Origin of the sequence: Methanohalophilus sp. WG1-DM (genome assembly GCF_004104135.1) — an archaeon.
In the GTDB taxonomy this organism is placed as follows: Archaea; Halobacteriota; Methanosarcinia; order Methanosarcinales; family Methanosarcinaceae; genus Methanohalophilus; species Methanohalophilus euhalobius.
On the sequence record NZ_RRBA01000012.1, the window covers coordinates 19,620 to 40,354 of the forward strand.

At 38.7% G+C, this 20,735-nt stretch carries 12 protein-coding genes, 2 tRNA genes and 1 pseudogene; 11 read left to right on the top strand and 4 right to left on the bottom strand.

From position 1 onward, the window contains the following. The first annotated feature begins 35 nt into the window (after positions 1-35). The 4 genes from amrS to CI957_RS10680 all read left to right on the top strand — a co-directional run bounded on the left by amrS (position 36) and on the right by CI957_RS10680 (position 1,573). Positions 36-1,064 (top strand): AmmeMemoRadiSam system radical SAM enzyme, encoded by a 1,029-nt coding sequence (amrS, locus tag CI957_RS08020; protein WP_128754624.1) that lies wholly within the window; start codon positions 36-38, stop codon positions 1,062-1,064. A gap of 96 nt (positions 1,065-1,160) precedes the next feature. Next, positions 1,161-1,233: transfer RNA gene (locus CI957_RS08025), tRNA-Asn, on the top strand. A 20-nt stretch (positions 1,234-1,253) separates the two neighbouring features. After that, positions 1,254-1,331 (top strand) — tRNA-Ile (locus tag CI957_RS08030). Between the two features lie 74 nt (positions 1,332-1,405). Then, positions 1,406-1,573: a hypothetical protein gene (locus tag CI957_RS10680; RefSeq protein WP_164909071.1), complete on the top strand. Its 168-nt coding sequence runs from the start codon at positions 1,406-1,408 to the stop codon at positions 1,571-1,573. Positions 1,574-1,582: 9 nt separating this feature from the next. Here CI957_RS10680 and CI957_RS08035 read toward each other — a convergent pair whose 3' ends face one another. The 3 genes from CI957_RS08035 to CI957_RS08045 all read right to left on the bottom strand — a co-directional run bounded on the left by CI957_RS08035 (position 1,583) and on the right by CI957_RS08045 (position 4,456). Next, positions 1,583-2,983 carry a hypothetical protein gene (locus CI957_RS08035; protein WP_128754625.1) on the bottom strand — a complete coding sequence of 467 codons (1,401 nt, stop codon included), beginning with the start codon at positions 2,981-2,983 and terminating at the stop codon, positions 1,583-1,585. 865 nt (positions 2,984-3,848) lie between these two features. Further along, the gene (locus CI957_RS08040) at positions 3,849-4,115 is read right to left on the bottom strand and encodes a carboxymuconolactone decarboxylase family protein (RefSeq protein WP_096712427.1); all 267 of its coding nucleotides are present in this window, start codon (positions 4,113-4,115) and stop codon (positions 3,849-3,851) included. Beyond that, positions 4,112-4,456 (bottom strand): winged helix-turn-helix domain-containing protein, encoded by a 345-nt coding sequence (locus CI957_RS08045; protein WP_096712486.1) that lies wholly within the window; start codon positions 4,454-4,456, stop codon positions 4,112-4,114. The genes CI957_RS08040 and CI957_RS08045 overlap by 4 nt, the downstream gene beginning before the upstream one ends. 126 nt (positions 4,457-4,582) lie before the next feature. Here CI957_RS08045 and CI957_RS11240 point away from each other — a divergent pair. Together CI957_RS11240 and CI957_RS10910 are read left to right on the top strand one after the other, a co-directional pair. Then, positions 4,583-4,636 (top strand): annotated as a pseudogene (locus CI957_RS11240) (hypothetical protein); the annotation flags it as partial. Positions 4,637-4,699: 63 nt separating this feature from the next. Next, positions 4,700-4,861 (top strand): hypothetical protein, encoded by a 162-nt coding sequence (locus CI957_RS10910; RefSeq protein WP_241646014.1) that lies wholly within the window; start codon positions 4,700-4,702, stop codon positions 4,859-4,861. 103 nt (positions 4,862-4,964) lie between these two features. Here CI957_RS10910 and CI957_RS08055 read toward each other — a convergent pair whose 3' ends face one another. After that, positions 4,965-8,672, bottom strand: a complete 3,708-nt coding sequence (locus CI957_RS08055; protein WP_096712428.1) for a DEAD/DEAH box helicase family protein — start codon at positions 8,670-8,672, stop codon at positions 4,965-4,967. Between the two features lie 153 nt (positions 8,673-8,825). On the opposite strand from CI957_RS08055, the gene CI957_RS08060 reads away from it, so the two are divergent. From CI957_RS08060 to pglZ, 5 genes are read left to right on the top strand one after another with little or no spacing between them, the layout of a single operon-like run. Next, positions 8,826-9,410 (top strand): DUF1788 domain-containing protein, encoded by a 585-nt coding sequence (locus CI957_RS08060; protein ID WP_096712429.1) that lies wholly within the window; start codon positions 8,826-8,828, stop codon positions 9,408-9,410. A 10-nt stretch (positions 9,411-9,420) separates the two neighbouring features. Beyond that, the gene (gene brxC / locus CI957_RS08065) at positions 9,421-12,987 is read left to right on the top strand and encodes a BREX system P-loop protein BrxC (RefSeq protein WP_128754626.1); all 3,567 of its coding nucleotides are present in this window, start codon (positions 9,421-9,423) and stop codon (positions 12,985-12,987) included. After that, positions 12,987-16,472, top strand: a complete 3,486-nt coding sequence (gene pglX, locus CI957_RS08070; RefSeq protein ID WP_128754627.1) for a BREX-1 system adenine-specific DNA-methyltransferase PglX — start codon at positions 12,987-12,989, stop codon at positions 16,470-16,472. Before brxC ends, pglX begins: the two co-directional genes overlap by 1 nt. Continuing rightward, on the top strand, positions 16,469-18,061 hold the full coding sequence (dgt, locus tag CI957_RS08075) for a deoxyguanosinetriphosphate triphosphohydrolase family protein (RefSeq protein ID WP_128754628.1): 1,593 nt from the start codon (positions 16,469-16,471) through the stop codon (positions 18,059-18,061). The genes pglX and dgt overlap by 4 nt, the downstream gene beginning before the upstream one ends. Positions 18,062-18,111: 50 nt before the next feature. Beyond that, the gene (pglZ, locus tag CI957_RS08080; protein ID WP_128754629.1) at positions 18,112-20,733 is read left to right on the top strand and encodes a BREX-1 system phosphatase PglZ type A; all 2,622 of its coding nucleotides are present in this window, start codon (positions 18,112-18,114) and stop codon (positions 20,731-20,733) included. Positions 20,734-20,735 lie beyond the last annotated feature (2 nt).

A 20,735-nucleotide genomic window follows, 5' to 3' on the forward strand; every position in this document is an offset into this window, starting at 1 on the left:
TCATTCAAAGTACCCAGTTAAACGGGGGTATAAGTTTGTTAAAAGAAGCTATGTTCTATGAGCAACTTGAGGATAAAAAGGTACGTTGCAATTTATGTAATCACAGGTGTCGTATAGCAGAAGGTAAAACCGGTATTTGCAGGGTGCGACAGAATAAGGAAGGGAAACTGTATAGCCTGATCTATAATACGGTTTCAAGTGAAGCCGTTGATCCTATCGAAAAGAAGCCCTTATTCCATTTCTATCCGGGCACTTACTCCTATTCACTTGGAACCATTGGCTGTAATTTCCGCTGTAAATATTGCCAGAACTGGACCATATCGCAGGTTAACCTGGACGAAGCACAATCGGTGGAAATTACCCCTGAGCAGGCAATCGATCGAGCTCTTGCAGCAGATTGCAAGAGTATTGCCTGGACCTACAATGAACCGACTATATGGTACGAATATACCTATGACAGTGCAAAGCTTGCTAAAGAGGCAGGTCTGGCTACGGTTTATGTGACAAACGGCTATATCACACCGGAAGCATTGAAGCATATAGCCCCTTATCTGGATGCTTTCCGGGTTGATATCAAGGCGTTTACAGAAAAATTCTATCATGAACTCACTTCTGCTCATTTGCAACCCGTTCTCGATTCAGCCAAACTGGCCCGTGAACTGGGAATGCATGTGGAAGTGGTGTATCTGGTGATTCCCACATTCAATGATTCAAGGGATGAATTGAGGGATGTTTGCCGATGGATAGTGGAAAACCTGGGTAAAGAAACACCGGTTCATTTCACACGTTTTCATCCAAACTATAAACTCCAGAATGTTTCTCCAACACCTGTTGAGACTCTAGACCAGGCCTATGAAATAGCAACTGAGGAAGGACTGGAATATGTATATCTGGGCAATGTTTTGTCCTCTAAATATGAGCATACGTTCTGCCCTTCCTGCGGTAATATGATTATAGGAAGGGGTGTTTTTGATGTGGAAGAAAGTCATCTGACAGAGGATAACAAATGTGAATACTGTGGTGCATCCATTCCTATCTCCGGTAAATATGGGGGTTACCTGTAAAATCCTTTGATGTAATCCCTTTTTTGGCGGCGCCAAACAAAAAGTTTAAATCAGATTGATGCATTAGAAGCGCTCGCGACAAGTCGCATGCAATGTGCCGCCATAACTCAGTTGGTAGAGTGTCTGGCTGTTAACCAGAATGTCACAGGTTCGAGCCCTGTTGGCGGCGCTCCTTTCATCATTTTCTATGGGCCTATAGCTTAGTCTGGTTAGAGCGCTCGGCTCATAACCGAGCGATCACCGGTTCGAATCCGGTTAGGCCCACCAAAATATTTTAGTAATTTTCAAAATTTCAATGCTTTCATTAGAACATCTTTTTTAGTACCACAGCAGGCACAGCCTTGTTTCAGGAAAATGAAACCCTTTATGGTGAAATGAAACAGGAAAACCTAGATCGAATAGACATTCAGCAACTTTCGATGGGCATTCCAATGATTAGATGGTTGCTCTTTGAAGGAGCCACAATTGTAGGTGCGGATTCTGCCATCTTCGAAAAAAGGGATTATTGAAATTCCCTGTCAGGAAATATGCCAATCACTGTAGACATACTCCACACCAGTATTTGACCCCACAACCCGGATTCCAATCCGATAAGTCTCACCCACAGGAACCTTCAGGTTTGAAATCTCATAAGAGACTGCTTCGTCCACATCAATCTCCGGGATCTGGTCACTTGCAACCTGGTCCCAGACCATGCCCTTCTGTGTGGCTTCAAGACCAGTGTAAATAATGACATCTTCGGCTTTTGCAGAACCAACATTCTCGACCTCGATATCGAGGTCAATGTAGGAAAAACGGGAATCGTGTCTTCCACTGCCTGCAAAGTCAACTGCAATTTCTGGATAGCCGTCAGTAATAGGAATTATCCGGGCATCGGAATTCCTGTATACAGTGGGAATCCTGCCCACTTCCCAGCCTGAATTTGTTGTTTCTAGGTAGAAATATTTCACTCCCGAATAATCATAATAGCTCCCGGGAAGGTCATCGCTGCCCTTTACCCCCACAGCCATGTGACCGGGTAATTCAATCAGCGACACGCCATATCCCATGTCATACAAAAGTGCCGCAAGCAGGATAGAGGAATCTTCACAATCCCCGCCTCCGTGGTACATTGTTTCAAAGGGGAATCTGGGATATTCATCATAACCGGCAGATACACTGTCACTGACATAAGGAAGGGACTGGACAAAAAGCATGGTTATGTAAGGAATTTCCTCCCGGCCGTAATCTGCTTCTTCTGCCAGATTTTCCATTTGTAATGTAATCTGGGATATGAATGCGTCATCATAAGGGTCATTTACAAAATGCACCCAATGGCGATAACGGGTTCTCTGTGAATATAATTCATAAGCTTCTTTGTCATATCTGGCCTGGAGCTGGAATTGCCTGTCGTCGTACTCCCATACATAATTCCTGGTGATTGAATCTTTTTCAATTTTGACCGTTGGTTTCCTTTCACTATCCCGGTCAGGAAAATCCACATACAGATATATTTCCGGTTTCAAAGTGTATGATAAGTCGATGACAAAACTGTTATCATATATACTTTCCAGTTTGATTGAATAGACTATGAACTGCTTTTCAGGGTCCCATACATCATAACTGCGGCCGACAAATATCTTTTTAGTACCATATTCATAGCCGTCTTTCCTCAACGATAAGATCGAATAGCCTTCTTTTCGGTTTATCTCCAGTACCTTCAGGGAATAACCATTATCAATATCCAGTATCGCAGTTTTCTTCAGGGTTGCATTGTACACGTTAACATCAGTTTCCGGTGAATCCGGCGTTGAAACATTATCTACCGATGTTTGCTCCTCCGGAATCTCCCCGTTTGAGTTTCCTTCTTCTGTGCAACCCAGAAAGGATAGGGACAGAAAAACAATTACAAGAACAGAAACCAATTTACTCTTTTGCATGACACATCCTGATTGATTTAAAAGTTGAAATATACCATTGACATTGGTTTACCAAATACTTAAGATCGAGCTTATTTCAAAACTGCAGATAGACCTATTCCAGCATAGCACAGGTGCAATATCTAGATCCCTCTGAAAGGTCACAGCCATTCATACCTACATACTATTTTTCAGGTCCATCTTCAAATGCGAAGAGTCAATCTATTCTATGTGCCTCTTTTCAGATATGATCCATGATCGATTCCTGCAGGTCTGCCTCTTTTTCCAGATTTCTCATTCCTGATATTTATTGGAATGTTTCAGCACCTGGCTAATTTTTGAATTGAATTCTTTGTGGATTCCCGAATTTCTAATGGTAGAATCATCAACTCTAACGTAAATCAATGCTGCGTTACATCATTGGGTATATCTCATGAATATACTTGATGTTATATGATTTAAGAATAATGATGTCCTTATTTCTCAAAGTACATACAGGTAATATGACCCAGAATCGATTCTTGTCCTGCAATTATTTTCACATCTTTTTACGGTTGCTAGATGTATACGTACATACGGTGCTACGCATCGTAGATGATAGTAGAATATGGGAGGCATGGATATGCCTGTAAAGGGGAAGGCGCTTAGGTGAGAATGTTTGCTGAAGATTGTATCATGTAGAATTATAACAAGCAAATTTCTTCATAAGTTACACTTTGAGATATTTTCGAGTGACAATCAGGGCAATAATATATAATTTTCGCTCACATTAACTTTCCATTTAATGCCTACCCAAAAATTCCGATAAATACATGAGAAGAGCTATAATTCCTTCTCTCCTTAGTATTTATTCCTGGTTAAAAACAGTTTAGTTTACTTTTCCTTTTTAGTCAACATGTCGCAGTCCCGACCCCAGACGAATCAGTGATGCTACTAGAATTGCTTCTTCAATTTCGGAATCTTTTAAACCTGCATTGCGAGCAAATTTTTTGTGGTGGGATACACATTCATCACATCCCACAGCCACAGCACTTGCAAGAGCCAGCAGTTTTTTAGTTTTATTATCGATAGCACCATCCTGCATTATGGTATCTTTTAAGTTCGAGAAGTCCTTTTCCCAATTCGACTCTTTGTCATCCATAGAAATAGTCATTTATGCCCTCCACTTTTTACATTTTCCATATATGCTTCTGCCCGCGGAGAAGGAAAATATACAATACTTCCGTTTTTCTCCTCTTTCTCAACGTAAAGGGCATTTTCCAACATTCCTATATGGAACTTGGCCTCCGTTTTGGTCAGTTCCATTTCATTTTGCAAATCATCAAGACCCATAGGTGATTCCAGTAGAAGAGATAGTATACTTCTGCGGATATTATTCTGAAGAGTTTTCAGCCCGGTGCTGTGATCTTCAGTTGGGTTGCGGTTGAGTTTACCTTCTTTTCTGACTTTAGTAAGCCATTCCTCTTTTCTTTTCTTCATATCCTCATCAGACATAGCAATCAATAATATGTAACCATTAATAACTATATTTTTTTTGGTATTTTGCATGAACTTAGCATTTAGCGAACTTTCCCTCTCCTAGATGTCAAGCAGGGTGTATCAAGGGTCAGGAATCGTGTTATTGCCAGAGTCTTCAGGGAACTTGACCTGATAGAGCAGTGGGGTAGTGGTTTCCGTCGTGTACTGAAGGAAGCTGAAGAACCTGGGCTCCCCCAGCCGGAGGTAATCGAGATATGTATGAGGTGGAAGTTTATTGTCTACCTGGCAGATTCCATTGCGGAATCCACAGAAAGTCATCCTGGTAAAGAAGAAACTTCATGCCGGGCAGGCGAACAAGTAACCGAACATGTAACCAAACAAGTAATCGAACAAGTAACCGAAGAATGTCTTATGTTGTAGATCTTTCTGTGTTTAGAAGGAAATTTGATGAAGAATTATACCGGCCCAAAAATAATATACATTGGCTATAATCAAATATCCCCTTTTACTCAAGCAATATAAATCAATTGTTCAATGCCATATATTTTTGAAATAAACTTATAATTCCTTTCGGACTTCTATTACCAAGAACTAGTAGCCACCAATAACCAGGAATATCCAGTGCTTTTTCTTCTTCTTTTGTATTACTTTCTTCTTTCGGGAATGCACGTCGAACAATTGATGCCCACTCTTCATCCGATATCTTATATTTTGAGGACATTTTTTCAAGCTCAGAAATGATCTTAGTGGATGCACCGTGCCTATAGAATGGCTCCAAAATATTTTCTACTTGTAATGTTCCATAATCGAACATTGGCATATTTTTATGATTTTCAAATCTCTGACGAACCATACTTTCTGCATCGTCTTTAAGATTTATGAAGTGGGAATCCTTTGTTTCGACAGATGCTTTGGAACCTATTCTCATGGCCGTGTCTTGTATACTGGAAATTTCTTCCATGTAACGCAAATTATCTTCACAATTGATATGAGCACCTGGAGATGGTAAAGCCACATAATGATGGAATATTGGTTGTTTACCTTCTTTTCTTCTTAAAACCCTACCAATTCTCTGTACAAGTTGAAGACGAGTATCAGCAGAAGAAACGTTGATTCCAATTTCAGCATCTGGAATATCAATTCCTTCATCCAGCATTTTGGCACCAATCAAAATACCAGAATCAGCTCTTTTGAATTTATCTATAAGGTTGTATACATTCCCTCTGGCTTGTGAATGAATGACAAATACATTACTAAATAAAGGTTTTAATTGATTCCCGATATTTTCACAAGTTGCTATATCCATTGTGAAAAGTACAATCTTTTTCTTTTGTTGGAGATATTTGGAAGCAAGTTTTACTGCATCATCAACTTTTGGTTTTGATTTGTGCACGATCCATTTCCTTTCCTGAAGGAGGCCTCGAAGCTTATTCCAATTATCTGGTAATTTTATTTTCCTATATCTTGCAAACTCACATAACTTTACAAAGTCACGTAAGTCATTCATTTGACTTTGCTTATTTTTACTTAGATCTTTAATTAATTTTCTATCATTGCTGATTTCAGAAAAAATAGAAGATATCTTTTTTGATAACTTGTCAAATTGATTGACTTCTACAATAGAAAGATATGTAGGATGCACTTCCCATCTGAACTTAGGCAAAATTCCCTTTGATATAGCTTTTTTTACATCAAGGTTATATACCACTGGACCCAAATTTCTTTTAAGCACAGATAATTTCGTTTGTCCTTCAACTGTAGCTGATAAACCCATTCTCCATTTACTTTGTAAAGAAAGAGCATTTCTGAATTCATAACCTGCACCATGATGTACTTCATCCACTATCAACAAATCAGTACGATAAGAAGATGGAGATCTGATTACTGATTGAATTGTATTGAAATGAATCTGAAGACCACCTGAAATTACAGGAGTAGTATGCTCCAGCGATGGATTTGATAAAATTCCAAATTTATCTATTACTTCACGTCTCCACTGATTCAAAATTGCTTTGCTATGAGTAAGTATCCTAACATGTAACCTTCCATATTTTTCCAATAATTTTTGGATCGCCATAAGTCCAACAACAGTTTTACCAGTTGCTGTGGCCATTTCCAGGATTCCAAAACCTTTGTTAGACAACCACGAATTTAACCCTTCTTTTTGATGTTCCCAAGGGTTAAGCATTAAAACCGGTCTAGCAAGAACATTATCTATTTCATCCTCATTGGTAGCAGATATTTTTTGCTGAAACTCCTGCAATTTTGAAATGTCTTTCAGATTAATGTAAAGTTCTAGGAAGAAGAGCGCACTCCCGGGAGATGCCACTGTTTTTGCTTTATCCACCACCCCAGGACACATTCCCATTTTGATGAGAAGTTTTTTGAAGAAAAGGATTGCAGGGGTCGATAAAATAGTACCCATATAGTAATCAGAATTTTTATAGAACAGATATTTAAGGTTATTATCCGCAGCGGCACGGAATTGTAGAAAGTTGTCTCTTAATTTTTTGTCATCAATTACGTATTCATCTTCAGAAATTGATATAATCCTTTCTCTGAACATCTGGAAAAATAAATTTGTGAAAAAATGCTCCAGTTTACGATATTCCGTATAATAGCCTGCTCCGGTATGTCTTAGAGTCGGAACAATATTCTGATTTTCTTTATACATCTGATATATCAACAGTTCGTCATCAGAAATTGCAAGTGTTCGAGCATCAGAATAAGATGACAGGTCTTTCAGAAATTCATCATAAGTTGGTGCTTCTTCAAAAGATACTGTCTTTATATTTTTCTTGCAGGATATGCCAGTGTAAGGTATTGATGCTTTGTTGACCTTTTCGTTTTGAATTTTAGCAACTTCGTCGATACATTTATTAGAATCTTCATGATTTCCAGATTTGTTATACAATTGGGCTGCTTTTTCGTATAATTTTATTGCTTGATTCTTTTTATTTTGGTGTCGATTGCGGTTATAAGCAAACTTACAAGCTTTGGCCTGTTTTTCATAGATGTACGGATTTTTTGCCTCTGCTTTGAGTGCCTTTTTGCAACAAATTTCCATTTCACTCCAGTTTCTATACTGTTCATACAATTGCATGGCTTTCATGTATGCATCAGCAGCTTTTCTTTTGTGACCCATTGCCAAAAGCAAATCTGCATTCTTAGTGCACAATTGTGGAGTTGGGTAAGTTTTCCCATCTATTTCCAATTTAAGTGATTCATTACATACATGTTGGACCAGTTCGATTTTGTCTTCATATTCCCAAAAATCGGCAGCCTTCTTGTAAGCCCGTCTTACTTTTTTAATTTTATCTTCTGGTTTATTAAAAGACTGTGTTCCCATTATTTTTCCTTCTACATAAAAATAGAAGGGATTGTTTTGCTCAGGCTCATAATTTACAATATCGAAAAATGAGGACATTTGACCATTCTGTTTGAGTAATTCTAAAACACGGTCCAAAAAGACGATTCCCATCTTATTTTTGTTAACTGAGAAACACTTTTTTGATTTTGAACACCATGTATTCAAATTAGTGTAACCTAGTTCATCGGTTAAATCAAATAATTTGTACAAATTTTCTATAGGATTGTATTTGATTAGTAATTCGAGCGCTATATCCATATTGTAATTAGATTCGTTATTATTATTCAACTCATATTGAATAACTGACTTAGAAAAAAGTGCCCCTGCATCGTCTGGATTAATGGTAAGCAAATGTTCGTATACATCAAGGGCTGCTTCTAGGTCTTTGTTATTTACAAATTCACGAATTGATGTTATATATGCATCAATCGATTCAGAATCATTTATCAGGTTGAAGCATACAGAAGCCTTCATTGCGTAAAAATAAGGATTTGAGGGATCATTTTCAATAAGCCCATTGTAATTACAAAGTGCAGTTTCATTTTCACCCAAGTTATAGTTAATTGAGGCAATTTTTTCCAGAAGCGGGTTTGAGGGGTGAAGGTGATTTAAATTTTGATATAATTCCAATGCTTTTTCGTGTCTTCCAATTTTAAGATAAGAATCTGCTTTTATTAAGATAAGGTCGTAATTGGGATTATTTATAGTTTCAATTATTTCAAGGGCCTTATTGAAATCACCTTGAGAGTGATAATATATAGCTTTACTTTCTGAACTTTGGTTTAATTGTTCCTCGCTTTGCCCAAGATTTATATTGTATTCTTGTATTTCATATTTGTAATTTGAAGGTGCTATAGCCATATTAACTGTATAGAAATACAACTTCCTAAAATATAACTATTACTATTATATACTATCATAAGTAAATAAAATACACAAGGTTTGCTAATGTAATAATGGACAATCTTAACAATTAGAAAAACACCTATACACTATAAAAATTATTCAATAACCATGACCATCGAAGAACGCCTAGATTTACTTGAAGAAACCATCCAGAGCGAGGAGTTTCTACAAGGTAAAGGATTGGGAAATGAAGTCCCTTTTTGGATATTTGATTATCCACCGGAGAAAGAACTACTTATACGTTCCAGGATTCCTAAATTAAAAGAGAATTTGAAACTTAAATCAATAAATATTCTGGAGATTGATTTGTATGAACTGTGTCTTGAAATTGTCACAGCAAAAATTCCTATGGAACGAATTATGCAATTTGAATCTGACAAAGGATCTGACAAGTTGCTTGAAAAATTAAGATTGATGCTTAAGCCTGCAAATATCCAGCGAACCATCAAGAAAAAAATGGATGAATTTGGTGATGTGGGTATTGTTTTTATCACTGGAGTTGGGAAAGCCTGGCCTTTTATAAGGTCACACTCAATTCTGAATAATTTACAACCAGTTGTGGATGACATGCCACTGATATTATTTTATCCCGGAAAATACAGTGGACTGGATTTAAGCTTATTCGGTAAATTCAAAGACGGGAACTACTACAGGGCGTTCAGGCTTGTGGATGACAGTGCGATAGACATCTGAGGGTGGGAATATGACTAATGATATTATGATACAGGATCTTTTTGAAAAGGATATAAAAAGGGATATTAAAGGAGTTATCAAGGTCGATCAATATGACGAAAATATTGTCGATACCGAACTTGATGAATATGTAATTACAAGGGAGACATCAAAACACTTGGATGTCTTTTTCCAGCGCTATTATGATGCAATGCTTACTCCCACAGATAAAATAGGTGTGTGGGTTTCCGGTTTTTTTGGGTCCGGTAAATCACATTTTATCAAAATGCTGTCTTATCTCCTGGAAAACCGTAATGTGAAAGGTAAAAATGCTCTTGATTTTTTCCAGGAAAAAGTTGAGGATCCTTCAATCTACAGCAATATTGAAAATTCTGTTAATTTTGGCAGCAAGGATGTAATACTTTTCAATATTGATTCTAAGGCCAATACTATCCATGCAGATCCGGAACCGATTGTCAATATTTTGATGCGAGCTTTTAATGAAAAGCGAGGTTTCTATGGGGATGTATTCTGGATAGCAGACCTGGAAGAGGACTTAACTGAAAAAGAATTGTATGAACAATTCAAACTTGAGTTCAAAAAGATTGTAGGGGATTCCTGGGAAGAGAGGCGTGATTCATATGCTTTTGAACAGGATGCTATAATTGATGCTCTGGTGGCTTGTAATTATCAGAGCAGGGAATCATTGAATACTCTCTTTCTAAATGATGGGGAGACTTATCATCTGGATGTAGAGAAGTTTGCCAAAAAAGTTGAAAAATACTGTGAATCCCAGGGAAAAGATCATCAGGTTATTTTCCTGATCGATGAGATTGGACAGTATATTGGTGAAAATAGCAAGATGATGCTGAATCTGCAGACCATTGCAGAGGAATTGGGCACAAAACTGGCAGGGAAAGCGTGGCTGGTTGTGACTGCACAGGCAGACATTGATACTATTACAGAAGACCGTGTCAAAGGTTATGATTTCTCAAAGATCCAGGGACGATTCGATACCAGATTGAGTCTTTCCAGTGCCAATGTGGATGAAGTTATCAAAAAGAGGATACTTGCAAAAAAGCAAGAATATAATGCAACCCTTGCAGCCTTTTTTGCTGAGAAGAAATATGAACTTAAGAATTTGCTGGCTTTTTCCAAAGATTGTGCTGAGATGAAATTCTACAGGGGCGAGGAAGATTTCATTAATGTTTATCCTTATGTGCCCTACCAATTTTTCGTTTTGCAAAAGGTCTTTGAGAGAATTAGAAACAGTGGGTTTACAGGCAAGCATCTGGCAAAAGGTGAACGTTCGATGCTTAATGCTTTCAAAGAGGCTACTGAAAAGTATGCTGAAGAGAATATGGGCAAACTTATTCCATTTTATTCTTTTTATGATACAGTTGAGAGTTTCCTTGATCCCATTATCAAGTCTACTATCACTCAAGCTCAGGACAATTCAGAGTTAGAGGAGTTTGACAATCAGATTCTCAAGTTACTGTTTTTAATAAGAAATGTAAAAGAAGTCGTTCCAAATCTGGATAATCTGGTTGTCCTTTCAGTGAGTTCTGTAGATGAGGATAAGTTGGAATTGAAGAGAAAGGTGGATGAATCCCTTAAAAGATTAGAACAGCAGACCCTTATCAGTAAGTCCGGAGATAGTTATCATTTCCTGACCAATGAAGAACAGGAAATCAACAAAGAAATCAAAAATACCGAAGTTGAGAATTACCGTGTTCTGGATACGATTTATACATATATTTTCGGTGATTCCAGTGAGATTTGTCCTACGAGATATAAGGATTATAAGTTTAACAAAGCAGTTGATGAAAAGTACAAATCTGCCGGCAATGCTGACCTGTCTGTTAAGTTCCTGACACCCCTTTCAGATGAATTATATCATAAAAGTGATCAACAATCCCTGTCCGGAGATGTGTTGAGCAATGTTGATTCCAAGGAAACTTTACTGTTTGTTTTCCCTCCGGATAGTAAAGTAGTTGATATGGTTCGCACCCACCTGAAAATAGAGAAATATCTGCGTCAAAATAGTTCAAATTCCAATATATCAGAAATTAATGATATTCTCCGTTCCAAGGAAGTGGAAAAGGAAAAACTAATTGATGAGGCTAAAAGGGCAGTATTTGAAAGTGCAAAGAATGCACGTGTTTTTATTCATGGGAAAGAAGTGAGCGGTATTGAGAAGAAAAACCCTAAGGAGAGAATTAAGGATGGGCTTGATGAACTTTCCCAGAATGTTTACAGTAAGGCATCCTATGTCACTTATGATTACGATTCTGATAAGGATGTATTGAGGGTATTAAGAGCTGATGACCTGGAAAAGTTTGGTGTAGGGAAGTCTGATACAAATAGGAATGCTCTTGAAGAACTGCGTGATTATATCAAAGTCCGACATCAAAGGAATGATGTCCTTGTTTTGAAGGATATCAAGGAGAAGTTTTCGAGCAAACCATATGGCTGGAAGGATATGACCATTGCAGGTCTTGTAGCCACTCTTTTTGCCAACGAGGAAATCAAACTCTCCTACCAGAAAACTGCTTTGATCCTTAAATCTGAGAATGCCGATGAGATTGCCCGTTATCTGACTAAAAGGGAAGATGCTGATAGAATAGTTGTAAAGATTTGGGAAAAATCTAATCAGGAGACAATAAAGGCTGTCAGAGATGTGTTGAATGATGTTTTTGACAGGACGGCAATTCCTGAAAAAGAGAATGATCTTTTTGAATATACAAAGCAGGTTTTCAGCGAGAAAAGGGATGCTGCAGAAAAATATGCTGGACGTTATCAGGAAGTAGAAGCCTATCCGGGCAGAGAAGAGATCAAAGCTTACAGTGATTTTCTGAAAGAAATCAATCAAATCAATGATCCATCTGATTTTTTGCAGGAGGTTGCAGATAGGAAAGATGAATTGATAGAAGTTCACGAAGAAGCCAAACATTCGATTGGTTTCTTTGAAAGTCAGATGGTTGATATTTTCAGGAAAATGTACAACAGGGCAGATAAATATGAGCGGAATCTGCAGTTTCTCGATGCAGATATGAAGCAAAATGTCCGGACTGTACAGGAAATTCTGGAGATGGATAAACCATACCCCCGTATCAAAGAATTACCGCAGTTAGGTGGGAAAATAGATGATGCTCTCCAGAAGAGTCTTGATAATCTAAAGGAAGAAGGGTACAGGAAACTGGATCTCCGCAGGACAGAAGTTGCTCGGGAAATCGATTCTTATGGTAACTTAGGGAATGGTTTCAAAGATCGTGTTTTGCAGCGTTTTGATCATCTAAAGGGTAAGATTGCAGAATGTGAAGACTGTGTATATGCAAAAACCCTGAATGATTCTATCGATGACCTATACAAGGATGTTACTGATGAAGTTGCCAGACAATTGCAAATAATCAGGGAAAGAGATGATGGTGAAGGTGGAGGAGAAAAGCCTCATGTCAAACCTGTAAGGGTGGTTGATGCGTCTGAATTTAAGAGTCAAAAGAAAATCGAGACCGAAGAAGACATTGAAGAATATCTAGACAGTATTCGGCAAAAACTGAAATTCCTGCTTGAAGAAAACAAGATCAAGGTGGTCTAATGGATAAGAGCAGTATCATTACATTTTCCAATTCATTACGAAATAAACTGGAGCAGGAAGTAAAGGATAGGGCTGCCTTTTACGGTATCCTGCCGGATAAAGTATTACCTGTGGATTCAGAGCATGCGGATTCCATTGTTATCGGTGGCAAGGTCTACAATAAGAAGATCAAACACCAGCGTGAACGGCTTGTGAAGGAAGTAGCCGAGAAGGGTTATGAGCAGGTGATGGATGAAGTAACATATACCTGGTTTAACCGGTTTGTGGCCCTGAAGTTCATGGAGGTCAATGATTACCTACCTGTAAGGGTATTTTCCTCGTCAGAAAAAGGAAGAGCGGAACCTGAAATCCTGACAAAAGCTGCAGACCTGGATTTTTTGCAACTTGACCTTGATTATGTGCTGGACCTCAAAGCCGAAGGCAAAGATGAGGAACTCTATCACTACCTGATCCTCAAAATCTGCAATTACCTGCATGAGATCATGCCATTCCTGTTCGAGCATATCGAGGATTACACGGAATTGCTCATTCCGGAATACCTGCTCCATACTGATTCTGTCCTTGTGGAATTGAATGAGATTATTCCTGAAGAGGACTGGAAGGAAGTCGAAATCATCGGCTGGATTTATCAGGATTACGTGGCACCCCGCAAGGAAGAGGTGTTTGCCAACCTGAAGAAGAATGTGAAGATCAATAAGGAGAATATTCCTGCAGCAACCCAGTTGTTCACTCCGAAGTGGATTGTAAAGTACATGGTGGAGAATTCCCTGGGCAGATTGTGGCTGGAATCCAATCCAAATCCCACTCTGCAGGACAAGTTTGAATATTTCATCGACCAGGAGACCCCTGAACCGGAAGAGAAGGTCTACAGCCCGGAGGAAATCACCCTGCTGGACCCGGCGATGGGATCAGGCCATATTCTGGTCTATGCTTTTGATGTATTTTATGAGATTTACCGCTCCATGGGTTATCTGGATAATGAGATCGCTCCCCTTATCCTGAACAAGAACCTCTATGGTCTGGAGATCGATGACCGAGCCACCCAACTGGCAGGATTTGCCCTGATGATGCAGGCCCACAAATACGACCGCAAGTTATTCGAAAAAGACATCCAGCTCAACCTCTGTTCCATCCAGGAGACCAACAATATAGATTACATCCCCGAGCAGAAGTATCCCGAACTGCACCGCCTCATCGAATTCTTCGAGGATGCCAAGGAATACGGCTCCATCCTCAAAATGCCCAAGTTCGATTTCGACAAAATCGATGCCGAATACGCAAAGTTCAGCAAGAATCCTGCCATAGATACTTTCGGAGATGTGCCAAACAGCCCGGATGCCATCATCAAACAGGCCAAACTGATGAGCAGCCAGTATGATTGCGTGGTGACGAATCCGCCGTATATGGGTAATAAAGGAATGAATCCGGTTCTCAAGAAGTACGCTAAAGATAATTATCCGGATAGCAAATCCGATCTGTTTGCTATATTTATAGAACACGGTTTTGATCTTACAAAAGAAGCCGGTTATAACACAATGGTAACAATGCAGAGCTGGATGTTTTTATCATCTTACGAAAATTTCAGAAATAAACTTCTTAATAATTATTCAATCCAGTGCATGGTACATATGACAAATATGGTCATGAGAATTGCTTTTGGAACTGCCGCTACTGCATGGAAAAAGGCAAAAAGACCTGAGTTCAAAGGTCATTTTTCCTATGTCCGTTACGAAGATTTAGATGAAAATGGTGAACCTGAAGATTTCCCAATTCAAAACGAACGCCTTACCACTGCCTCCGCCGCCGATTTCAAGAAGATTCCAGGGAGTCCGATTGCTTATTGGGTGAGCGACGCTCTACTGAACGTTTACGAAAAATCAACCACTTTAAGTAAAATAGCAACACCTCGCCAAGGACTTGCCACAGCAGACAATGACCGATTCTTACGTTTGTGGTCAGAATTAAACATAAAAAATGTAGGTTTTGGTTTTCGGTCGAGAGAAGAAGCAAAAGAATCGGGATTAAAATGGTTTCCATATAATAAAGGCGGAGAATATCGAAAATGGTATGGTAATCAAGAATTTGTTTTAAATTGGGAAAATGATGGTTATAATATCCGCAATTATTTTGATTCTAATGGTAAACTTCGATCTCGTCCACAAAATACAGAGTATTATTTTTTGCCATCTGTAAGTTGGTCGAAGGTAACTAGTAGTGGATTTTCTTTAAGGTATTATCCAAAAGGTTTTATTTTTGATGTTGCTGGTTGCTCAATATTTCTGGATAGAGAAGAAGAAAGAGAAATGCTTCTTGGTTGTATGAACTCTCAAATTATGACAAAAGCGGTCAACTCCTTGTCACCTACACTAAACTTTGAAGTAGGCCAGGTTGCAGATTTCCCATTACCTATAGATGTTATCAATAAAGCTTCTAACTTTATTTCGCCTATTACGAAACTTATACATATATCAAAATCCGACTGGGATTCCTACGAAACATCCTGGGACTTCACCATCTCACCATTCCTTCAAACCGAATTCCACAAATCAACCCTCGAGGAAACCTATTCCAACCTCCGCGCTCACTGGAAGGAAATGACACTGGAAATGCAGCGACTGGAAGAGGAGAATAACCGTATTTTCATTGAAGCCTATGGTTTGCAGGATGAACTGACATCGGATGTGCCACTTTCGGAGATCACGCTAACCTGCAACCCCTATTACCGTTATGGAAACAACAAATCAGAGGAAGAACTGGAAGCACTTCTGCTTAATGATACCATCAAAGAATTTATCTCCTACGCCGTGGGTTGCATGTTCGGGCGGTATTCTCCACATAAGGAAGGACTGATCCTTGCCAATCAGGGTGAAGGGATGCAGGAATTCCTGGAGAAAGTGCCTGATGCAGAGTTCTTGCCGGATAAGGATGGCATCATTCCCATACTGGATGAGGAGTACTTCGCCGATGATATCGTGGGCAGGTTCAAGGAGTTTTTGAAGGTGACCTTCGGGCCGGAGAAACTCTCGGAGAATATGGACTTCATAGCACAGGCGCTTTCCTCCGGGAGTAAGAAGAAAACCAAGTCGTCCGAGCAGGTCATCCGGGATTATTTCCTCAGGGATTTCTACAAGGACCATGTGAAGATGTACAAGAAGCGGCCGATTTACTGGCTGTTTACTTCAGGGAAGAAACGGGCGTTCAATGCACTGGTCTACATGCACCGCTATGACAGGACCACGCTTGCCAGAATGCGGACCGAGTACCTGCTTAAACTGGAAGGAAAAATGGATGCTCAAAGGCAGATGCTTTCCAGTGAGGATGCCCGGAATGCAAAGGAGAAGGCAAAACTGGCCGGGTATATCGAGGAGATCATGGCTTATGATGAAGTGTTCAAGAACAAGGCGGATGCTTATATTGAGATCGATCTGGATGACGGGGTCAAGGAGAATTACAAGTTGTTCGAGGGTTTGGTGGGGAAGATATGAAACATGAATTAAAACAACAATTTCAGAAATCTGATAGGCTAAATAATAAAATTGAAGAAAAATTACCTTTGAAATGTCAAATATTAAATGATACTGAAAGAAGTGAATTTGCAAGAGATAGAGATAGAATACTCTTTTCGCGTCCTTTCAGGAGATTACAACATAAAGCGCAGGTATTTTCTAATGAAAAAGGAGACCATTATAGGACAAGATTAACTCATACTTTAGAGGTCTGCCAAATATCACGAAGTTTAGCACGATATTTAGATGCAAATGAAGATCTTGCTGAAGCAATTGCTCTTGGGCATGATATCGGTCATGCACCCTTTGGCCATCAGGGAGAAAGGGTTTTAGATGAAGTTATGAGTGGGGAAGATAACCTTGGCTTAATCAAATATCCTTTAAACTTAGGCGGTTTCAATCATAACTATAACTCAATACGTATTTTGGATGTAGTCCAATCAAAATATGAAAATTATGAAGGATTAAATCTTTCCTGGCAAGTTTTAGAAGGAATACTTAAGCACACAAAAACAAAATCAAAGTGGGATATAAAGAGATTTGTAAATAATGAATCTTTAATTGGGAAACTGCATCTTGATAGCAAGTTTTCAGTTACACTTGAAGGCCAAATTGTCGAAGTTGCTGATGAAATCGCTCAAAGGCAACATGATATTGATGATGGTTTGAGAAACAAAGAGTTAGACATTCAAGAAAAAGTATTATATGAAAAAATAATAAACGAAGTCGACCAAATAATATCTACAAAATATCAATATAATAACTTTGATAGAGAATATTTAGATAAATTATGTGATCTTATAATTCGACTTAAAGAGAGTTTGCTTAAAAGCAAAAAATCCGAATCTAAGCTTATAAGGCAAGACAATTTGGTAAGAAACATGATTGAATATTTTATTCTTGATGTATTTGCAAATTCTAGAAGAAATATATTAAAAATGAGCAAATTAAATAAATATAATGAAAGAAATTTATTGGAGACTAAAGTTGTTGATTTATCTCCATTCGGCAAAGAACTTAATGAAAAAATTGAAAAATTAGTTAACTATAAAATATTAAACTCATACGATGTAAATAAATTTGATGGTAAATCTCGGTTTGTGGTAAGGCAATTATTCAAAGCATATTACACAAATCCTCTTCAGATGCCTTCATATGCATTGAAAAGACTTGAAAATAAACTTAGATCTAATTCTAAATTATATTGTATGTCATTACAAAATGATGACAATGCTATAAACTTTAATGATGTGAATTATACCCAACTAAGTCGTTCAGATGTAATTGCATTGAACAATTCTCTAAAAATGGAAGATTTAACAAAATTAAATCTAACTCCTGCAATATTTAAAATGAATCAGGAGAACTTAAGAAATGATGTATTCTACGAACATTTGAAAGCAATTAATAACACTGAAAATAACGAGATAACTACGATAAAAGACAAATGTCTAAAATGTCTTGTTGAAAATCACTATGCATACCTTTCGACTATTTGCGATTATATATCAGGAATGTCGGATAACTATGCAAATAACCAATATAAGAACTTGTATCTAGTAGAGTGAATTTGTCATAGAATGTATGAATATTTTGTTTTCATAACGGAACCTCAACCATGCTCAACGCCGAAAAGACCGCACAGGCCATACTTAAGAAATTCAACGATACCGAAGGATACAGTGATCGCAGGATAGTCTTCTGGTATGATAAGGACGAGACTGCAGCTGACGGTGGGCTTGAGGAGATCGAACCGATTCTCGAGGAGAACAATATCCAGGTCCACAGGCTTGAGCAGAACTTCTTTGACACAAAGAAACTCATTGAAGAGGATAAACCTGATACCCATTTCCTGATATATTCATCCAGAGGCGAACCGCAGCCTGACAAGAACTGGTTGCTCGATATACAACTGTACTCCGAGCGGTTTGAAAACAGCCGGATATCCGATATAAAGAGTGAATTTGGCATCGAAGGCTATGATCTGGATACCTTTCTGGAAGAGCATTACAAGTTCTTTGAAAGCAAGGCACGTGTGGAGCCCTTCCGCAAATTCTATGACCCAAAATGGCGCCGGGATGAAATGGTACTGGGCTTTCTGACAGTGCTCACAGGCTCAGATACTATCGATTTTAAAGACATAGTCCGCAAACTATTCCTCAAATCCCTGTATGAAAACGAAAATCCCGCCTGGGCCGAAATACAAAGACTCAACCTTGAAGACGATTTCTGGGAACTCGCAGGCAAATACTTCGGATTTATACAATCTGATCCCACCTTACGCAAACTATTTTTGAGCATCCTCCTAACCCATATAAAGCGAAACACGGCTCTTCCGCTGAAGAAATATAAAAACTACATCAACTCCATGAGTAATGAATGTGAGATCTTCATCCGCACATGGATGGACCACTCCAAAGATGGGACTTATTTCGATCAATACAGCAGGGAAACCTTTGAAGACAGCCAGCTGAAACTCGAAAAATACCTCAAGCAGGAGATCAAAGAAACTGAACCTGGCAATTACCTGGATGCAGAAGCCTTTGACGTATTCGACAGAGCAATCATAAGACAGATCGTGGACAGTTTATGTAACGATCTGGAAGAATATGAAAAATATCTGGACTGGATCTTCCAGAGAAAATCCAAACACTGGTATCCGCAATTCCAGCACATCTACAGTGCCCTGGAATATGCAATCAAACTCCATAGGTTTGCCAAAGGCTTTGAAAAAACGCTTGCTTCCTGTAAAGATGTACGTGGATTCATAGCCCATTATGAGAAGGACCTCTACCAGATGGATTATTACTATCGTAAATTTTACTTCCATTATGACCTCGACAACAAGACGGACGTTCTTTCTAAGATCAGGGAACGTGTGGAAAACCTGTACAACAATAACCTTATCGACAAAATGCTCGGCCACTGGAGTGAACTGATCAATACAGATGTTGGGGATTACTGGAAAGTAGAACTTGCAGACAGACAGGATGAATTCTACAAATTATATGTGCAAAACACCATTCAAAAGAATGACAGGGATAAGATTGCAGTCATAATTTCCGATGCGATGCGCTATGAGATCGCTGTAGAACTTCGAGAAAGACTCAACAAATCCAGCCAGGGTACAATGGAACTTAAAACAATGGTTGGTTCCCTTCCTTCCTACACCAAATTGGGAATGGCATCCCTGCTGCCTCATGATTCATTGCAACTTAAGAATAATCATTATCTGGCCGATGGTATTAGCACTGAAGGCACTCCCAACCGAGCAAAAATAGTGGACGAGGCAACTCCTGACAGCGTAACCCTGACCTCTGATGAACTACTGAGTCTAACACAAAAAGAAGCCCTGAAGAAATTCAAAAATGTCAGGATTTTCTATATTTATCACAATGTCATTGATTCCACAGGTGACAACGAATCTTCGGAAGATAAAGTATTCAAAGAGACAGAAACCGCCATACAGGAAGTCCATCAAATGATTTCCAAACTCACTACCTCCCAACTTCTGAATAATGTAATTGTTACATCTGACCACGGCTTCATCTACAGACGGGATGACCTGGAAAGTGTTTACAAACTCGATAAAGCAACCTTTGATAAAGACAGAATTATCGACTCTAAAAAACGCTTCATCCTCACTACAGAAGATATCGATGTGATGAACACTCACAAATTCAAGATCAACAATCTTGTTGAAACGGAAAACGATCTTTATGCATATGTCCCGGTAGCCGATCTGAGATTCAGGATGCAGGGAGGCGGAAACAAATTTGTCCATGGGGGGCTGGCTCCTCAGGAAATAATAATACCCGTCCTCAAATATAGCTATAAAAAGAGTGCAGAGCTGGAGCGCAAAGGAATCAAAAAAGGCAAAGTTGGAGTAACTGTTACAAATCCGGGTCGAAGGATCACAAGCAATTCCTTCTCTGTAAACCTGCTGCAGACTGAAAAGGTAAGTGACAAACTTAAACCTTTGAAAGTCCGTATAGCCCTCTGGGACAGCGAATTTGATGGTGAGAAGGTAAGTGATGAAAAGACCGTGATCTTGGAACGTTCCTCAGAAGAACCTACAGAACGCCAGCAGAAGGTCATATTAACCCTTGGGAATAATGTAGAGAACAAAACATATTATCTCAAGTTGATAGACGATGATCCAACTGCGATTAATAAGAATGTAATAGAGCCGATACCTTTTGAAGTAGATCTACTACTGAAAGATGATTTTGATTTTTGAGG